The sequence below is a fragment of the Halomonas campaniensis genome (genome assembly GCF_014193375.1).
Lineage (GTDB): Bacteria > Pseudomonadota > Gammaproteobacteria > Pseudomonadales > Halomonadaceae > Halomonas > Halomonas campaniensis.
Genome location: NZ_JACHZF010000019.1, coordinates 25,225 through 41,612, shown reverse-complemented (window position 1 = coordinate 41,612; position 16,388 = coordinate 25,225). Strand labels below are relative to the sequence as shown.

17 protein-coding genes are annotated in these 16,388 nt (G+C 68.8%); 5 read left to right on the top strand and 12 right to left on the bottom strand.

Translation table 11 applies throughout. The annotated features are described in order from the left end of the window. Nucleotides 1–12 precede the first annotated feature (12 nt). The 6 genes from BDK63_RS13315 to BDK63_RS13290 all read right to left on the bottom strand — a co-directional run bounded on the left by BDK63_RS13315 (nt 13) and on the right by BDK63_RS13290 (nt 5,970). Nucleotides 13–1,272 (bottom strand): cysteine desulfurase, encoded by a 1,260-nt coding sequence (locus tag BDK63_RS13315; RefSeq protein WP_281379288.1) that lies wholly within the window; start codon nt 1,270–1,272, stop codon nt 13–15. 36 nt (nt 1,273–1,308) lie between these two features. Further along, the gene (sufD, locus tag BDK63_RS13310) at nt 1,309–2,655 is read right to left on the bottom strand and encodes a Fe-S cluster assembly protein SufD (protein ID WP_183332762.1); all 1,347 of its coding nucleotides are present in this window, start codon (nt 2,653–2,655) and stop codon (nt 1,309–1,311) included. Continuing rightward, nucleotides 2,652–3,404: a Fe-S cluster assembly ATPase SufC gene (gene sufC / locus BDK63_RS13305; RefSeq protein WP_183332760.1), complete on the bottom strand. Its 753-nt coding sequence runs from the start codon at nt 3,402–3,404 to the stop codon at nt 2,652–2,654. Before sufC ends, sufD begins: the two co-directional genes overlap by 4 nt. A gap of 31 nt (nt 3,405–3,435) precedes the next feature. Then, nucleotides 3,436–4,878 (bottom strand): Fe-S cluster assembly protein SufB, encoded by a 1,443-nt coding sequence (sufB, locus tag BDK63_RS13300; protein WP_183332758.1) that lies wholly within the window; start codon nt 4,876–4,878, stop codon nt 3,436–3,438. Between the two features lie 65 nt (nt 4,879–4,943). Then, on the bottom strand, nt 4,944–5,408 hold the full coding sequence (locus tag BDK63_RS13295) for an SUF system Fe-S cluster assembly regulator (RefSeq protein WP_183332756.1): 465 nt from the start codon (nt 5,406–5,408) through the stop codon (nt 4,944–4,946). A 220-nt stretch (nt 5,409–5,628) separates the two neighbouring features. Further along, nucleotides 5,629–5,970: a zinc ribbon domain-containing protein YjdM gene (locus tag BDK63_RS13290; RefSeq protein WP_183332754.1), complete on the bottom strand. Its 342-nt coding sequence runs from the start codon at nt 5,968–5,970 to the stop codon at nt 5,629–5,631. A gap of 147 nt (nt 5,971–6,117) precedes the next feature. Between BDK63_RS13290 and BDK63_RS13285 the strand changes: the two genes are divergently transcribed. From BDK63_RS13285 to BDK63_RS13275, 3 genes are all read left to right on the top strand, one after another. Then, the gene (locus BDK63_RS13285; RefSeq protein WP_183332752.1) at nt 6,118–7,020 is read left to right on the top strand and encodes an NAD-dependent epimerase/dehydratase family protein; all 903 of its coding nucleotides are present in this window, start codon (nt 6,118–6,120) and stop codon (nt 7,018–7,020) included. A gap of 48 nt (nt 7,021–7,068) precedes the next feature. After that, on the top strand, nt 7,069–7,707 hold the full coding sequence (locus BDK63_RS13280; RefSeq protein WP_183332750.1) for a DsbA family oxidoreductase: 639 nt from the start codon (nt 7,069–7,071) through the stop codon (nt 7,705–7,707). 68 nt (nt 7,708–7,775) lie between these two features. Next, nucleotides 7,776–8,933, top strand: a complete 1,158-nt coding sequence (locus BDK63_RS13275) for a histone deacetylase family protein (RefSeq protein WP_343065318.1) — start codon at nt 7,776–7,778, stop codon at nt 8,931–8,933. Nucleotides 8,934–9,020: 87 nt separating this feature from the next. On the opposite strand, the gene BDK63_RS13270 is transcribed toward BDK63_RS13275, so the two are convergent. The 3 genes from BDK63_RS13270 to BDK63_RS13260 form a co-directional block, all read right to left on the bottom strand. After that, complete coding sequence (locus BDK63_RS13270) at nt 9,021–9,485, bottom strand: host attachment protein (RefSeq protein ID WP_183332748.1); 465 nt, start codon at nt 9,483–9,485, stop codon at nt 9,021–9,023. A gap of 66 nt (nt 9,486–9,551) precedes the next feature. After that, complete coding sequence (locus BDK63_RS13265) at nt 9,552–10,064, bottom strand: Hsp20/alpha crystallin family protein (protein ID WP_183332746.1); 513 nt, start codon at nt 10,062–10,064, stop codon at nt 9,552–9,554. A 286-nt stretch (nt 10,065–10,350) separates the two neighbouring features. After that, a complete protein-coding gene (locus tag BDK63_RS13260; protein ID WP_183332744.1) occupies nt 10,351–11,109 on the bottom strand; it encodes a VIT1/CCC1 transporter family protein in 759 nt (252 codons plus the stop codon). Between the two features lie 231 nt (nt 11,110–11,340). Between BDK63_RS13260 and BDK63_RS13255 the strand changes: the two genes are divergently transcribed. Next, nucleotides 11,341–11,790 carry a GNAT family N-acetyltransferase gene (locus tag BDK63_RS13255; RefSeq protein WP_183332742.1) on the top strand — a complete coding sequence of 150 codons (450 nt, stop codon included), beginning with the start codon at nt 11,341–11,343 and terminating at the stop codon, nt 11,788–11,790. A 69-nt stretch (nt 11,791–11,859) separates the two neighbouring features. Here the strand turns inward: BDK63_RS13255 and BDK63_RS13250 are convergent, their stop codons facing one another. Beyond that, nucleotides 11,860–12,378 (bottom strand): hypothetical protein, encoded by a 519-nt coding sequence (locus tag BDK63_RS13250; protein WP_246386118.1) that lies wholly within the window; start codon nt 12,376–12,378, stop codon nt 11,860–11,862. 185 nt (nt 12,379–12,563) lie between these two features. On the opposite strand from BDK63_RS13250, the gene BDK63_RS13245 reads away from it, so the two are divergent. Further along, entirely contained in the window at nt 12,564–13,811 is a 1,248-nt protein-coding gene (locus BDK63_RS13245) for a M20/M25/M40 family metallo-hydrolase (protein ID WP_183332738.1), read from the top strand. 59 nt (nt 13,812–13,870) lie between these two features. Here the strand turns inward: BDK63_RS13245 and BDK63_RS13240 are convergent, their stop codons facing one another. Both BDK63_RS13240 and BDK63_RS13235 read right to left on the bottom strand, forming a co-directional pair. Beyond that, on the bottom strand, nt 13,871–14,764 hold the full coding sequence (locus BDK63_RS13240; protein WP_183332736.1) for a ribose-phosphate diphosphokinase: 894 nt from the start codon (nt 14,762–14,764) through the stop codon (nt 13,871–13,873). Next, the gene (locus BDK63_RS13235) at nt 14,764–16,344 is read right to left on the bottom strand and encodes a thymidine phosphorylase family protein (protein ID WP_183332733.1); all 1,581 of its coding nucleotides are present in this window, start codon (nt 16,342–16,344) and stop codon (nt 14,764–14,766) included. The genes BDK63_RS13240 and BDK63_RS13235 overlap by 1 nt, the downstream gene beginning before the upstream one ends. Nucleotides 16,345–16,388 lie beyond the last annotated feature (44 nt).

Sequence of the window (16,388 nt, the reverse complement as noted above, 5' to 3'; positions counted from 1 at the left end):
CGGTGCCTGGTCTCAGCGCACCATGCCGATGACCCGCTCCAGGGCCTCGACGAAGACGTCGATCTCTTCCAGGGTGTTGTAGGCGGCAAACGAGGCCCGGCAGGTGGCATCCACGCCGAACTGGGCCAGCAGCGGCTGGGCGCAGTGGTGGCCGGTGCGGATCGCCACCCCGAGCTGATCGATCAGCAGGCCGATGTCCTGGGCATGGGCGCCGTCGACCACGAACGACAGCACGCCGGCCTTGTCCGGGGCGGTGCCCAGGATGCGCAGGCCGTCGATGCGCGACACCGCGGCCGTGGCATGGGCGAGCAACCGCCCCTCCCAGGCACCGATGGCGCCGAGGCCGACGCCGGCCACCCACTTCAGCGCCTCGCCCAGGGCGATCACCTCGGCGATGGCCGGAGTGCCGGCCTCGAACTTGTGGGGGATCTCGGCGAAGGTGGTGCCCGCCTCGAAGGAGACGGTCCGGATCATCTCGCCGCCGCCCTGCCAGGGCGGCATCGCCTCGAGCAGCGCCGCCTTGCCGTAGAGCACGCCGACCCCGGTGGGGCCGTAGACCTTGTGCCCGGAGAAGGCGTAGAAGTCGGCGTCGATGTCGCGGACGTCCACCGCCTGGTGAGGCGTGGCCTGGGCGCCGTCGACCAGGATCAGGGCGCCCCGGGCGTGGGCGCTGGCCGCCATCTCCCTGACCGGGTTGATCGTGCCGAAGGCGTTGGAGACATGGTTCACCGCCACCAGCTTCGTGCGCTCGCCGAGCAGCTCCCGGTAGGCCGCCATGTCCAGCACCCCGCGCTCGTCCACCGGGATCACCCTGATGGTGAAACCGAGCTCCGCGGCCAGCAGCTGCCAGGGCACGATGTTGGAGTGGTGCTCCAGCCGCGAGATCAGGACTTCATCGCCGGCCCGGAGGTTGGCGCGCCCCCAGCTGTAGGCCACCAGGTTGATCGCCTCGGTGGTGCCGCGGGTGAAGATGATCTCGCGGCTGTCGGCGGCATTCAGGAAGCCGCGCACCGTCTCGCGGGTCCCCTCGAAGGCCGCGGTGGCCTCGTCGGCCAGGGTGTGCAGCCCGCGGTGGATATTGGCGTTGTAGCGACCGTAGTAGTCGTCGAACGTCGCGATCACCTGCCGCGGGGTCTGGCTGGTGGCGGCATTGTCGAGATAGACCAGCGGCCTGCCGTGCACCCGGCGCGCCAGGATCGGGAAATCGGCCCGCACCGCGGCCACGTCCAGGGACGGGGCCTCGAGTTCGCTGCTGGTGGCCAGGTCAGTCATCCGGTAGTCCTCGCTCGGTGATCGTCTGTTGCCCGCTCATTCATCGCCCAGGGCCACGGCCGCTTCCACCAGCCCGGCCAGGTTGAAGCGCTCGGGGAGCTTGCCAGCCACCGCCAGCTCGACCCGCTCGGCGATGGCGTCGAGGCCCACCTCTTCCAGCACCTCGCCGGCGAAGGCCAGGGTCAGCAGGCCGCGGGCCGTCTGCTCGTCGATGCCGCGGGTGCGCAGGGCGTAGACCGCCTCCGCGTCGAGCTGGCCGGTGGTGGTGCCGTGGGAGCACTTGACGTCGTCGGCATAGATCTCGAGTTCGGGCTTGGCATCGATCTCGGCGCGGTCGGAGAGCAGCAGGTTGGCGTTGCTCTGGTAGCCCTCGATCTTCTGGCTGTCGCGCTTGACCACCACCTTGCCGTTGAACACGCCATGGGCACGGTCGTCGAGGATGCCCTTGTAGTTCTCGTTGGAGTAGGTGTGGGGCGCGTTGTGGTTGGCCAGGGTGTGGCTGTCCACGTGCTGGCGGCCCTGGCCGTAGAAGAGGCCGTAGAAGTTGGCGGTGGCCCCCTGGCCGTTGAGCTCGCTGATCAGGTCGGTGCGCACCAGGCCGCCCCCCAGGTTCAGGTTGAACGAGGTGTAGGTGCTGTCGCGGCCCTGCTCCACGTGGATGCTGGCCACGTGCAGGTCGGCCAGCGGCGCCTCCTGCAGCTTGTAGTGGGTCAGGATCGCCCCGCGGTCGAGCATGATCTCGGCCACCAGGTTGGTGAAGTTGGCCGCGGCCTCCTCGCCGATGTGATGCTCGATCACGGTGGCCTGGCTGCGCCCGCCCGCCTCGATGAGGATGCGCGGATGGCTCATCACCGCCCGCTCGCCGGACCGGGAGAGGAACTGCAGCACGATCGGCTTCTCCACCACGGTACCCGGCGCCAGGCGCAGCACGGCGCCCTCCTCCATGAAGGCGGTATTGAGGGCCGAGAAGGGCGAGAACTCCACCCCGGTCAGCCGGCCCAGGGGGCCGCCCACCGCCTCGTGGTTCTCCTCCAGCGCCCGCGACAGCGGCAGCAGCGCCACCCCCGCCGGCAGGCCCTCGAGCTGCGACAGCGGCGCCGAGAAGACGCCGTCGACGAAGGTCAGGCGATGGGCCTCCAGGGGCAGGGTCAGCGCCGCGGCCGAGGCCTGGGAGAACTCGGCGCTGTCGGCCAGGGCGAAGTCGCCCCGGGCGATGGCGCGCACGTCGGTGTATTTCCACGCCTCGTCGCGGCGGGTCGGGAAGCCCATCGCCTCGAAGCGCGCGGCCCCGGCCTGGCGCCGTGCGGCGATCCAGGTCGGCTCCGCCCCCCGGGAGGCGCTGCGCTCGCTCAGGCGATCGAGAAAGGTCTGCACATCGCTCATGCCGCGGATTCCTCCAGTACCCAGTCGTAGCCGCGTGCCTCGAGTTCCTTGGCCAGTTCGGCATCGCCGCTCTTGACGATGCGGCCATCCACCAGCACATGGACGTGGTCGGGCACGATGTAGTCGAGCAGGCGCTGGTAGTGGGTCACCAGCAGGATGGCCCGCTCCTGGGCGCGCAGGCTGTTGACGCCGTCGGCCACCACCTTCATGGCGTCGATGTCCAGCCCCGAGTCGATCTCGTCGAGCATGGCGAGCTTGGGCTCGAGCACCAGCATCTGGAGGATCTCGTTGCGCTTCTTCTCGCCGCCGGAGAAGCCCTCGTTGACGGAACGCTGCAGGAAGCTGGCGTCCATCTTCATCTCGGCGATCTTCTCCTTGATCAGCTTCATGAACTCCGGCGCCGGGATGTCCTCCTGGCCATGGGCGGCACGCTTGGCGTTGAGCGCCGCCTTGAGCAGGTAGATGTTCTTCACCCCGGGGATCTCGACCGGGTACTGGAAGCCCAGCAGCATGCCGGCCAGCGCCCGCTCCTCGACCTCCATCTCCAGCACGTCCTGGCCCTCGAAGGTGATCGAGCCGGAGGTGACCTCGTAGCCCTCCTTGCCGGCGATCACCGCCGAGAGGGTGGACTTGCCGGCCCCGTTGGGGCCCATGATGGCGTGGACTTCACCGGCCTTGATGGTCAGGCTGAGGCCCTTGAGGATTTCCTTGCCTTCGACCGTGACGTGCAGATCCTTGACTTCGAGCATCTTCGCTACCTTTGAATTCTGAAAATGGGGATTAACCGACCGCGCCTTCGAGGGTGACGCTCAGCAGCGCCTCGGCCTCGACGGCGAACTCCATCGGCAGCTCCTGGAAGACGTCCTTGCAGAAGCCGTTGACGATCATGCTCACCGCGTCCTCCTCGGAGATCCCCCGGCTCTGGCAGTAGAAGAGCTGGTCCTCGCCGATCTTGGAGGTGGTGGCCTCGTGCTCGACGGTGGCGGTGCTGTTGCCGATCTCCTGGTAGGGGAAGGTGTGCGCGCCGCAGGTGTCGCCGATCAGCAGCGAGTCGCACTGGGTGAAGTTGCGCGCCCCCTTGGCCCGCGGGCCGATCTTGACCAGGCCGCGATAGGACTGGTTGCTGCGGCCGGCGGAGATCCCCTTGGAGATGATGCTGGAGCGGGAGCCCTCGCCGATGTGAATCATCTTGGTGCCGGTATCGGCCTGCTGGCGGCCGTTGGTCACCGCCACGGAGTAGAACTCGCCGATGCTGTCCTTGCCGCGCAGCACGCAGGAGGGGTACTTCCAGGTGATGGCGGAGCCGGTCTCGACCTGGGTCCAGCTGATGCGCGAACGGTCGCCGCGGCAGTCGCCGCGCTTGGTGACGAAGTTGTAGATGCCACCCTTGCCGTCCTCGTCGCCGGGGTACCAGTTCTGCACCGTGGAGTACTTGATATAGGCGTCGTCCAGGGCCACCAGCTCGACCACCGCCGCGTGCAGCTGGTTCTCGTCGCGCATCGGCGCGGTGCAGCCCTCCAGGTAGGAGACCTGGGCGCCCTCCTCGCAGATGATCAGGGTGCGCTCGAACTGGCCGGTGTTGGCGGCGTTGATACGGAAGTAGGTGGAGAGCTCCATGGGGCAGGTCACGCCCTTGGGCACGAAGACGAAGGAGCCGTCGGTGAACACCGCGGAGTTGAGCGCCGCGAAGTAGTTGTCGGCCACCGGCACCACGGTCCCCAGGTACTGCTTGATCAGTTCCGGGTAGTCGCGGATCGCCTCGGAGATGGAGCAGAAGATCACCCCCGCCTCGTGCAGCTTCTCCTTGAAGGTGGTGGTCACCGATACCGAGTCGAACACCGCGTCCACCGCCACGCCGGCCAGAGCCGCGCGCTCGTGCAGCGGAATGCCCAGCTTCTCGTAGGTCTCGAGCAGCTTGGGGTCCACCTCGTCGAGGCTCTGGGGCTTGTCCTCGTCACGCTTGGGCGCGCTGTAGTAGGAGATCGCCTGGTAGTCGATGGGCGGATAATCGAGATGAGCCCAGGAGGGCGGGGTCATCTTCAGCCACTGGTGGTAGGCCTTGAGGCGCCACTCGAGCATCCACTCCGGCTCGCCCTTCTTGTTCGAGATGAAGGCGATGGTGCCCTCGTCGAGACCGGGCGGTACCGTGTCGCTCTCGATGTCGGTCACGAAACCTTCCTTGTAGTCGCGACGGACAAGCTGTTCCATTTCCTGACTTGCCATGGTGTCTCCCCTCCCGGGCGGTTGGGCTGGCGAGGGTCACTCGCCCTCATGATTCGTAAGTGGTCTCAGGCCGTGTCGGCGGCCAGGCTGACGCTCTGGATAGGCAGCTGCACCGGCAGCTTGATCGGTGCAGTGTCGGCCAGGTGGGCCAGCGTCACGCTGTCGAGCAGGGTGCGGACGGCCAGCGACACGCGCTGCCAGTTGTCCGACACGCCGCAGGTGGCGGCGAGGTCGCAGTCGCCCTCGGCGTGGCTGCACTCGGTCATCGCCACCGGCCCCTCGATGGCGGTAATGATGTCGATGGCGGTGATGCGCGAGGCGGGACGTGCCAGCGAGTAGCCCCCCTGGGCCCCGCGGCGCGACTCGAGGAGCCCCGCCTTGACCAGCATCTTCAGGGTCTTGGAGACCGTGGGGTGCGGCAGCTGAACGGCGTCGGCAAGCTCGGCCGCCGCATGGGACTGCTCCGGATGTCGGGCGATCTGCGCCATCACCACGGCGGCGTAGTCGGTCAGCCGCGAAAGCTTGAGCATGCCTGCCCTCCTCGGTGTCGCGCACGCCGGGAAGGCGGCGCGCCTCAATTGGGGACCATTTTAGTCCTGTATAAGTTCGATGTGAAGCCCGACCCCCGTTTCCTGGCCACAACCGGCAGGATGGCGGCAGGATCGCCGCCGATGACATCAATAACGACAATCATTCTCATATGAGGCATCTATCCCCCTCGCCCGGCCTCCCGCCTCGGGGCCCTCACCGTCATGCCTTCTTCACGAACTGCGACTTCAGCTTCATGGGGCCGATGCCGTCGACCTTGCAGTCGATGTCGTGGTCACCCTCGACCAGGCGGATGTTCTTGACCCGGGTGCCCACCTTCACCACCAGCGAGGAACCCTTCACCTTGAGGTCCTTGACCACGGTGACGGTGTCGCCGTCGGCCAGCGGATTGCCGTTGGCATCGCGCACCGCCGGCCCCTCCTCGGCGGCATCGCTGCCGGCTTCCCGGGACCACTCATGGCCGCACTCCGGACAGACATACTGCAGGCCGTCGTCATAGGTGTAGGTGGAACCGCAGGACGGGCAGTGGGGAAGGTCACTCATGGGGGCAGCTCCTGTGCGCCGGGAATCGAAGGCGGCAAGCCTACACCGCCCGCCTCCCGGGCTCCAGCGGCGTGACGCGGCACCCCGGCGCATGACGCGCCGCGCTACGCCTGGCAGGATAGGCCCTACCCGTCACGGAGACGCGCCATGCCCGACCACCCGATCACGGTATTCGGCGGCACCGGCTTTCTCGGCCGGGCCATCATCCGCGAGCTGGTGGATGCCGGCCGGCCGGTGCGGCTGGTCGCCCGCCGCCCCGCCCTGCCCGACTGGGCCGAGGAGGACGATCGTATCGAGCTCATGGCCGCCGATCTCCGCGACGAGGCGTCGGTGGCCCGGGCCGTGCAGGGGGCCGGCGCCGTGGTCAATGCGGTGAGCCTCTACAAGGAGCGACGTGGACTCGACTTCGAGGCGATCCACGTGGCGGGCGCCGCGCGTCTGGCACGCCTGGCAAATGAAGCCGGCATCGAGCGGCTGGTGCAGATCTCGGGGATAGGCTGCCGCCTGGACTGCCCCTCGCCCTACGTGCGGGCGCACGCCCGCGGCGAGCATGCCGTGGTCGATGCCCTCTCCCGGGCGATCCTGCTGCGGCCGAGCGTGCTGTTCGGCCCGCAGGACGCCTTTCTCTCCAGCCTGGCCGGCCTGACGCGCCTGCCGGCGATTCCCCTGTTCGGCCGCGGCGAGACCCGCCTGCAGCCGGTGCACGTGGTGGACGTGGCCCGCGCGGTGGTCTCGCTGGTCGGGTCGCATCCGCCCGGGCGCTGCCTGTTCGAACTCGGCGGCCCCGAGACGCTCGGCTACCGCGAGATCGTCGAGCGGGTGATGGCCCACCTGAAGCGCGACCGCCCCCTGGTGCCGGTGCCCTTCTGGAGCTGGCACCTGCTGGCCGCACTGCTCTCTCCCCTCCCCGGCGCCCCGCTGACCCGCGATCAGGTATGGCTGATGCAGCGCGACAACCTCGTCGGCGACGGCGTCGGCACCTTCCGGGACCTGGGCATCGTCCCCCGCTCGCTGAGCGAGAGCCTGCCGGCCTGCCTGGCCGCCGGCTGAGCCGCCTGGCAGGATAGGCCCACCCGCCCACCGACCGCAGGAGCCCCCATGGCCCAGCCGCGCATCGCGCTCGACGTCTTCAGCGACTACGTTTGCCCCTTCTGCTACCTGGAAATGCCGGAGCTCGACGCCCTGGCCGAGCGCTTCGCCGGCCGGATGACGATTCGCTGGCGCGCCTTCGAACTGCGCCCCGACCCCGAGCCGACCCTGGACCCGGACGGCGACTACCTGCAAGACGTCTGGGGCCGGGCCGTCTATCCCATGGCCGCCGAACGCGGCATGACCCTGCGGCTGCCGCGGATCCAGCCGCGTTCACGGCTGGCCCACGAGGCCGCCGCCTGGGCCGAGACCCAGGCGGCCCAGCAACCGGGCGCCGGCGACGCCATGCGCAGGGCGCTGTTCCGGGGCTTCTTCGAGGAGAGCCTGGACCTGGCCGACCCGCTGGCGCTGGCGCGAGTGGCCGATGGGCTGTCCCTGGACGGCAGCGCGCTGCGTCGAGCGCTGGAGAACGGCGACCATCGCCAGGCGGTGATGGAGGATCAGCGCACCGCCCGCGAGCTCGGCATCCAGGGCGTGCCGGCACTGCGCTTCAGCCTGGACGGCGAGCACGCCGGCGTGCTGGAGGGCGCCCAGCCGCGCCGCCAGCTGTTCCTGGCCACGCAGCGGCTGCTCGACGCCCTGGGCTAGCTTACCGGCTATGCTGGAGGTGGCGGCTCCACCGCGGGTGGGGCCCCACCGACCAGGGAGCCTGAGCCGTGAGCAACCAGAACAGTGTGATCGCCTTCTACGACGAGCGCATGCTGGCCCATGAACCGGACATCGAGGTGCCGTTCCTCCCCGGGCGAATGGACACGCGCATCCGCTCACTGCTGTCGGGGCTGGGCGTACCCTGGAAGTATCCGGAACACCCCGCCAGGCTGACCGCCATCCGCCACTTCCTCGAGCTCGAACCGGTGACCGGGGTCACTTTCGAGGCCGGGGTGGCCGCAACACGAGAGGAGTTGGCCCGGGTCCACACCCTCTCCTACCTGGACAGCATCTATCAGCTGCGCGGCAAGAGCGCCTGGCTGGACGTGGATACCACGGCGGTGTCTCCCGGCAGCGTCGAGGCCGCCGAGGTGGCGGCAGGCACGGCCATCGCCGCGGTGGAAGCGGTGGTCAAGGGACGGGCGGAGAGCAGCTTCGCGCTGGTCAGGCCGCCCGGCCATCACGCCGAGCCGGTGCGCGCCCGAGGCTTCTGCCTGTTCAACAACGTGGCGGTGGCCGCTGCCCATGCGCACCTGGCGCTGGGCTGCGAGCGGGTGATGATCGTCGACTGGGATGCCCACCATGGCAACGGCACCCAGGACATCTTCTGGGCCGACCCGGATGTGCTGCTGGTGGACATTCATCGCGCCTCGCCCTTCTACCCGGGGACGGGCAGCCTCGAGGAGGTCGGGGTGGGTCTGGGAGAAGGCACCAACGTCAACGTCCCCATGCCTGCCGATGCCGGTGACGCCGCCTATCTCAAGGCGTTTCGCGAGATCCTGGTGCCGGCGGCGGAGTGGTTCCGCCCGGACCTGATCCTGGTCTCGGCGGGGTTCGACCCCCACAGCCATGACCTGGCGCTGAATGTCTCCTATGACGGCTTTGCCGCCATGACCGGCATCCTGCAGTCACTCGCCCGTCAGCAGTGCGGCGGCCGGCTGGTCTTCGTGCTGGAGGGCGGCTACAACCTCGTCTCCCTGTCACGCGGCGTGAGATCGGTGCTGCGCGTGCTGGCCGGCGAGGCACCACCGGAACCCGGCCTGCGCGGCATGGCGGAGGTGGAGGCCGCCGCCGCCTTTCATCGCAGTGCCTTCGTCACCGAACCGGAAGCGTCGGCAGCTCCGCCCGACGCCGGCCGGGACTGTCAAGGAAAGCACAGGCCGTGATGCCGCGGCGGGGCATGACATCCCCGATCCGTCAGAGGGTCACACCGCCCACTGCCCGCCCCAGGTACTCGCCATCGTGCCCTGCCACTACTCCCCTTGGGAAAGGGGTGCCCGGGGCAGCCGCTCCGGCAGGTGCGCCCGAATCTCGTCGCTGCTCAAGGCGGTGAGGTCCTTGTGAAGCTCGAGCACGACGCGCTTCCTGACATCCTCGGGCAGCGCCTCGCGCAGCAACCCCAAAAACCGCGGCGTGGCGCTGATGATCAGGTGCCGGTAGGCGCCATCATGCAGGCCGACGGCCAGGCGATCCCCGACCTCTTGCGCGAAACGTATCGCCTCCTGCTCCTTGGGCGAATGGTGCTTGCCCATGGCATGACGCCCCTCACCCATGGAGTCGAAGGCGCGTCCCGGCCGATCGGCATTCAGATCCTGGTCATGCAGGCGGCCCTCCGGATTGGCCAGATCCTCCACCTCCTCAAGCGCCCCTCTCTGGTCGGACGCCGAGAAGAGACGTGCTCGTGCCTGATCGGCGACGACTACCCAGGTGGTTTCCATGTCGTTCTCTCATACAAGGAACGGCTGGCATGCCGTCATACCCGGCATGCCAGTCGTTCCGGATAGTTACTTGACCTCGACCCTGCGACGGTTGGCCTTCTTGTGCTTCGGCAGGGTCAGCTCGAGGACCCCGTTCCTGAAGGTGGCCGCCGCCTTGTCGGCATCAATCTCACCGGGCAGTGCCACCGTCCGGGTGAAGGAGCCGCGGGAGATCTCGGAATGGTAGTACTCGCCCTCCTCCTCCCTGCTCTCCTCGCGGTGGTCGCCCTTGATGGTCACCGCGCCATCGGTCACCGAGACATCGAGCTCCTCGCGCTCGAAGCCCGGGACCTCGGCGCGCACCACCACCTCGGCGTCGCGGTCGATGACATCGACCTTCGGCATGCCCTTCTCGAAGGCGGCAAAGCGCTGCCAGAGGGGATGCTCCCAGCGCGACGGCATACCGCCACGATCGAAGAAGGTTTCGAGCAGTCGATCAAACTCCCGGAACGGGCTCATCGCCCGGGATTCGGCCTGGGGGGCAGACTTGCCTGCCGAGACCGGAACCTCCTCGGTGTCCTTGGAAGCTTTCTTGGCCATGATGAGGGCTCCTCGAATGGCGTTAGCGAATGGCGAGGCTCATGGAAAAACCGGGATGCCAGGACCGACAATTCCCGACCATCGTGCCTCTGGCGGGCCAGCCTCATCATCAAGGTAGTCCAGTCGGCCCCCGCCCACTCGACAGGGGCCAGCATGATTTTCTTCATGCCGTCGCCCTGCCCGCCGATATCCTCGTGTCTCGGCTCGGGCGAGGCGGCGATGAGGTCCACGCTTCTGTGGCCAGCGCGGCCCTGCCGTTCAACCTGGCCTGGGGAGAAGGCGACACCTACATCCCCACGCCGAACATCGCCTGTGCCAGGTGGCCGGTCAGGAAGGCCAGCCCCGCCGCGCCGCCGCCGATCAGCAGGGTCCTCAGCCCCGACTTCAGCACCGGCTGGTGGTAGACCAGGCTCTTGCCCATGCCGATGAGGAAGAACATCAGCCCGGCCACCGCCAGGCTCGCCAGGAACTGCCGGGTGGTATCCAGTCCCGGCACCGCATAGGGCAGCAGCGGCATGGCGCCGACCACCAGGAAGGCGACGAAGGTGACCAGCGCCGAGCGCAGCGGGCTCAGCCCCCCACTCTGCAGGCCATGCTCCTCGGAGATCATGGTCTCCACCCAGACCTCACGGTCGCTGCAGATGGTGTCCACCACCCGCTCAAGGGTCTCGCCCGTGAACCCCTTGCGCTGGAAGATCTGGCGGATCTCCTCGCGCTCTCCCTCCGGGACCACGTCGATATGGTGGTTCTCGCTGCGTCGCACCCCGTCGACATGCTCGCGCTGGGCCTGGGTCGCCTCGTAGTTGCTGATCGCCATGCTGAAGCCATCGGCCAGCAGGTTGGCGAGGCCCAGCACCAGGGCGACGGTGGCCGAGAAGCCCGCCCCGAAGGCCCCGGAGACCACCGCAAAGGTGGTCACGCAGCCGTCGATACCGCCGAGGATGGCATCGGGCAGGTGCCGGCCCCGTGACGGAGCACGCAGGCGCCGCTCGATCACCTCCGGACGATGCTCCCGCTCCAGCGCTTCACGCCGACTGTCGTTCATGGCCCCCTCGACGTCTCCTTCATCCTGCTTCCAGCTTGGCACAGTCGTGCGGAGACGCGTAAGAGACGACACCGTCGCTCGCTGTCCGCAGGATGCACCATACTGACAGCGCAACACGGCGGGGCCCGGTGGCGATGTCATCTCGCCCCCGAGCACCCGGGGCCATGGGTGGCGCGGAGAGTGGACGCCCCCCCGCCGGCGGGCGATACCCCGAAGAGAGAGGAGCATGCGATGGACGTGGCACTGAAGGAGGTCACCCGCGAGAACTTCGAGGCTGTCATCGCGCTGGAGGTCGCCACATCGCAGCGTGACTATGTCGCCGACAACATGTACTCCCTGGCCGAATCGAGCCTCCATCCGACCTATCGACCTCGCGCCATCTGTTGCGATGGCGAAGTGGTCGGCTTCCTCATGTATGAATCCTTCGAGCACGACGACCGGCCACCCGCCTACAATATCTTCCGCCTCATGGTCGACCGACATCACCAGGGACGAGGCATCGGGCACCGGGCCATGCAGTGCGTGCTGGAGGAGATCCAGGCTCAGGGCCCCTTCGAGCGAATTGCGATCTGCTATGTGCCAACCAACCAGGTCGCCAGGGAGTTCTACGCCAGCCTCGGTTTCCAGGAGACGGGGCTGAGCGAGGAGACCGGCGAGGTCGTCGCCGAGATCCGGGGATGACGGGGCACGCCTCCGGCAGGCCGGGGAAGCGCCATGCTGGACGGACGGGTGACCACTCGCCCCGGGGCGTCATCGCCTGGATGATGGCCAGCGCCAGCCATGGCGCTGCCACCAGGCCCGGGCCCTGGCGAGGTTCTCAGCATTGTGCCGCGGGTCCAGCACGGTACCGAGCTCGAGGGTGTCACCGCCGGTGGCGGCCACCAGCGACGGATCCTGCGAGGCGAGCATCAGCGCGTAGAGCACCAGCATCAGCTCATACTCGTCCGGGGACTCGAGGCGCGAGGCCAGCAGGGGAATGGCCGGTTCGCCGATCCGTCCCAGCCGCTCGGCCGCGATGTACCAGGGGCGCGGATGCTCCTCCCCCCCGTAGCTAGTGACGAAACCGCGGTCCGGCAGCCGGCTGATGTAGTAGTGCACCTCGTCCTCCACGCCGTCGAACAGCGGCGGCAACCAGGCCGCCTCCTCCGCCCCGGCGCCAGGCATGCCACCCTCGGGGGGCGGTGCGACCTCCCGTTCCGGCTCGGGTGGCGACGGCGGAGCGCCGGCGCAGCCTGCCACCAGCAGTACCGCCAACCCGAGGGGCAACATCACTGACATCCTTGACCACATGCCTGGCTCTCCTTTTACTCATGGCCCAGAGATTGAGGGTATGGCGCTCAGCATAGCCTGGCCGAGGGCGGCAGTGGCACCCGACGACGCCTCGGACAGACCGCAGCCGCCCGGAATGGTAAGCTCCGGGGTGATGATCACCCCCTGAAGCGAGAGAGAACGCAATGAGCGACACTCCCTGGACGAGCCCCATGCCCGAGCCCCAGTTCGAGCTGATGCGACGCATCCTCGCGGCCCCCAGCCCCGTGGGCCTGGAGGCGGCCATGACCTACGGCGTGCTCAAGCCCCACTTCGAGAGCTTCGCCCCCACTGGCTGGCAGCTTCGCCAGTTCAAGGGCCATGCCGGGGTGGTGCTGGACACCCACCCGGGTCGCGACGACCTGTTCAAGGTGATGGTGATCGGCCACGCTGACAAGATCCGCATGCAGGTCCGCTCCATCGGCGAGGACGGCAAGATCTGGATCAACAGTGACTCCTTCCTGCCCAACGTGCTGATCGGCCACGAGGTCACGCTGTTCAGCGAGGACCCGGCCGCACCCGGCCGCTACCGCCGCATCGAGGGTGGCACCGTGGAGGCGCTGGGGGCCATCCACTTCTCCGACCCGGCCCAGCGCGATGGCAGCAAGGGCATCAAGAAGGAACAGCTCTACCTGGACCTGCAGATCCATGGCGAGAACAAGAAGCAGCAGGTGGAGAACCTGGGCGTGCGCCCCGGCGACTCGATCCTCTTCAACCGCCCTATCCGCCACGGCTTCAGCCCGGACACCTTCTACGGCGCCTATCTGGACAACGGCCTGGGCTGCTTCGTCACCGCCGAGGTGGCGCGGCTGATCGCCGAGGCGGGCGGCACCGAGCAGGTGCGGGTGCTGTTCGCCATCGCCAGCTACGAGGAGATCGGCCGCTTCGGCAGCCGGGTGCTGGCCGGGGAGCTCAGGCCCGATGCGATCATCGCCGTGGACGTGAACCACGACTACGTGGCCGCCCCGGGCATCGGCGACCGCCGCATGCAGCCGCTGGAGATGGGCAAGGGCTTCACCCTGTCGGTGGGGGCCATTGCCAGCGAGCAGCTCAACCGGATTGTCGAGACCACCGCCCGGGAGCACGACATCCCCATGCAGCGGGACATCGTCGGCGCCGACACCGGCACCGACGGCATGGCCGGGGTGCTGGCCGCCGTGGACTGCGTGGCCACCTCCATCGGCTTCCCGATCCGCAACATGCACACCATCTCCGAGACCGGCAACACACGGGACGTGACGGCGGCGATCCACGCCATCACCCGCACCCTCCAGGCGCTGGACGCCCTGCCCGACCCGCACCGGGAGTTTCAGGACAACCACCCGCGCCTCGACGAGGCCGGGGCGCTGGGCCACCAGGGGGCGGACAAGCCCGGGAAGCACGACAACACCTAGTGTCGAAGCCGAAGGGAAAGCAAACCGCGACGGGGCGAGCCGAGAGGCCCGCCCCGTTGTCATGTCAGCGCGGCCAGCGCCTCGGCCAGCACCGGCGCCATGGCGATGGCGTTGCTGTGGTGGGCGATGCAGTCGGTGCTCCAGATCTCGCCGACACCGGCCTCCCGGATCACCGCCAGGGCATCGCCGGCGAACAGCGCATGGGTCAGCGCCACGTCCACGGACGCCGCCCCGGCCCCCAGCAGCGCCTCGGCGGCGCGGGCCACGGTATGGCCGGAGCTCGCCACGTCATCCATCAGCACCACCCGCCGCCCCGCCACCTCGATCTCGGGCAGGGTGACCGTCACGTCCCGGTCGCCGCGACGGGTCTTGCGACAGACATCATGGTCGAGGCCGGTGACCTCGGCGGCCTGGGCGACCCACTGGCGCGCCTCCTCGTCGGGCCCCAGCAGCAGCGCCCCGGGGCGCTTCCCGGCCATGAGCTCGGCCAGCCGCGGGGCACCGGAGATCGCCACGGCATGTGCCAGGGGGATCGCCTGCTCGAGCCGCTCGATACGATGCAGGTGGGGGTCCACGGTGATCACCGCGTCGAACAGCTCGGCGAGGAAGCCACCGACGATGCCCTGGCTGACCACCTCGCCGGCGTGGAAGGCGATGTCCTGGCGCATGTAGGCGAGATACGGCGCCACCAGCACCAGCCGGGAGACGCCCTGCCCGCGGGCGTGGCGCGCCAGCAGCAGCAGCTCGACCAGCTTGTCGTTGGGGCGGTCGAGGCTGCGATAGATGACCAGGGTCTCGGGGAAGGCCGCTGCCTCGGCGAAGGGCAGGGTGAGCTTGAGCTCCTCGTCGGGGAAGCGGTGGCGGTCGACGGCATGGGCGGCCATGCCCGCCGCCTCGGCGAGCCGCCGGGCCGGTGCCGCCTCGTCGGGGAAATGGAGCAGTGCAGGGGTCATCAGAACTCCACGTTCAGGCGGGTGATCTGCGCGGCCTGACCGATGCTGAAGCCGCTGTCCCGCTCGCTGGACTGGTGGGCGAAGGCCAGTTCATTGCGAAAGGCCGCATGGACCCGGTAGAGCGGCTGGCCCGCCTCGACGCGATCGCCGATGCGGGCCAGCAGGTCGACACCGGCCCCGGCGGCCTTGGGGGCGCCGGCCAGGCGGGCGATGCGCGCCAGCTTGAGGTTGTCGATGCCGGTGACCACCCCCGCCTCATGGGCCACCACCTCGAAATGGTGGGCCGCCAGCGGAGGCGCATCGGGGTCGAAGGGCTTCGCCCCCTGGGCGGCGATGATCGCCTGCATCTTCTCCAGGGCCCGGCCGGAATCGAGGATGTCCCGGGCGATGCCGAAGCCGTCGCCGCCGCGCACGTCGGGGTCGAACTCCAGCATGCGGCCCGCCAGGCGCAGCGCCTTCTGGCGCAGGTCCATGGGTGCCGCGGAGTGGTTGGAGAGCACCTGCATCACGTCGCGGGCCTCCAGCACCGGGCCGATCCCCCGTCCCACCGGCTGGCTGCCGTCGGTGATCACCACGTCCAGGGTCAGCCCCATGCGCCCGGCCACGAACTCGAACAGCTTGCGCAGCTGGCGGGCCTCGGGCATGGAGCGCACCTTGGCGTGAGGCCCCACGGGGATGTCGAGCAGCAGGTGGGTGGAGCCGGCGGCCACCTTCTTGGAGAGGATCGAGGCCACCATCTGCCCCGGGGAGTCGATGGAGAGCGGGCGCTCCACCGAGATCAGCACGTCGTCGGCCGGCGAGAGCTGGCTGGTGCCGCCCCAGGCCAGGCAGCCGCGGTGGGTCCTCACGATCTCGCCCAGGGCGTCGAAGGGCAGGTCGACGTCGGCCAGCACCTCCATGGTGTCGGCGGTGCCCGAGGGCGAGGTGATGGCCCGCGACGAGGTCTTGGGGCAGAGCAGGCCGTGGGCAGCGACGATGGGCACCACCAGCATGGAGGTCCGGTTGCCGGGAATGCCGCCGATGCAGTGCTTGTCCACCACCGGCTGTTCGTGCCAGTCGAGGCGCCGCCCGACGCGGACCATGGCATCGCTCAGGTAGAAGACCTCCTCGCGGTCGAGCTCGCCACGGTCGCAGGCCACCACGAAGGCGGTCAGCTCGATCTTGGAGTAGCGCAGCTCGGCGATGTCACGAATGATGCCGCGGAAGTCGTCGCGGGACAGTCGCTCGCCGGCCAGCTTGCGGTGCAGGGCCGGGATCGAGGCCGGCGGCTCCGCCTGGGAGACGCTGACCGGGTGGCCCTCCTCCGTCCCCAGGGAGGCGTAGGCATCCTCGGAGAGGCCGAGCTGCTGACAGTCGACGATGCTGGTGTCGTCCACCACGTTGAGGCTGGCCAGGATGCGCCGGCCGTTGGCGCGGATCTCCACCTTGGAGAGCGCCTGGAAGCCCTCGGCGCGGTAGAGGTCACACTCACGGTGCAGGTAGGCGACGTTCTCGCGGTAGGTGTCGATGCCCACGCGCTTCAGGGAGAGCGGCGACAGGGTGTCGTCCAGCGGCAGCGCTTCGGGATGGGACTTCTTCATGGCATGTTTCCATGGGGCATGGCCCGGCAACGCGGCGTATCCGG

Excerpts from the sequence above, each read along its gene's own strand:
- BDK63_RS13285 (WP_183332752.1), top strand. The coding sequence starts at position 6,118 with ATGCCCGACCACCCGATCACGGTATTCGGCGGCACCGGCTTTCTCGGC.
- sufD (WP_183332762.1), bottom strand. The coding sequence starts at position 2,655 with ATGAGCGATGTGCAGACCTTTCTCGATCGCCTGAGCGAGCGCAGCGCC.
- BDK63_RS13250 (WP_246386118.1), bottom strand. The coding sequence starts at position 12,378 with ATGTTGCCCCTCGGGTTGGCGGTACTGCTGGTGGCAGGCTGCGCCGGC.
- BDK63_RS13260 (WP_183332744.1), bottom strand. The coding sequence starts at position 11,109 with ATGAACGACAGTCGGCGTGAAGCGCTGGAGCGGGAGCATCGTCCGGAG.
- sufC (WP_183332760.1), bottom strand. The coding sequence starts at position 3,404 with ATGCTCGAAGTCAAGGATCTGCACGTCACGGTCGAAGGCAAGGAAATC.
- BDK63_RS13245 (WP_183332738.1), top strand. The coding sequence starts at position 12,564 with ATGAGCGACACTCCCTGGACGAGCCCCATGCCCGAGCCCCAGTTCGAG.
- BDK63_RS13265 (WP_183332746.1), bottom strand. The coding sequence starts at position 10,064 with ATGGCCAAGAAAGCTTCCAAGGACACCGAGGAGGTTCCGGTCTCGGCA.
- BDK63_RS13290 (WP_183332754.1), bottom strand. The coding sequence starts at position 5,970 with ATGAGTGACCTTCCCCACTGCCCGTCCTGCGGTTCCACCTACACCTAT.
- BDK63_RS13295 (WP_183332756.1), bottom strand. The coding sequence starts at position 5,408 with ATGCTCAAGCTTTCGCGGCTGACCGACTACGCCGCCGTGGTGATGGCG.
- BDK63_RS13280 (WP_183332750.1), top strand. The coding sequence starts at position 7,069 with ATGGCCCAGCCGCGCATCGCGCTCGACGTCTTCAGCGACTACGTTTGC.
- BDK63_RS13240 (WP_183332736.1), bottom strand. The coding sequence starts at position 14,764 with ATGACCCCTGCACTGCTCCATTTCCCCGACGAGGCGGCACCGGCCCGG.
- BDK63_RS13315 (WP_281379288.1), bottom strand. The coding sequence starts at position 1,272 with ATGACTGACCTGGCCACCAGCAGCGAACTCGAGGCCCCGTCCCTGGAC.
- BDK63_RS13270 (WP_183332748.1), bottom strand. The coding sequence starts at position 9,485 with ATGGAAACCACCTGGGTAGTCGTCGCCGATCAGGCACGAGCACGTCTC.
- BDK63_RS13255 (WP_183332742.1), top strand. The coding sequence starts at position 11,341 with ATGGACGTGGCACTGAAGGAGGTCACCCGCGAGAACTTCGAGGCTGTC.
- sufB (WP_183332758.1), bottom strand. The coding sequence starts at position 4,878 with ATGGCAAGTCAGGAAATGGAACAGCTTGTCCGTCGCGACTACAAGGAA.
- BDK63_RS13235 (WP_183332733.1), bottom strand. The coding sequence starts at position 16,344 with ATGAAGAAGTCCCATCCCGAAGCGCTGCCGCTGGACGACACCCTGTCG.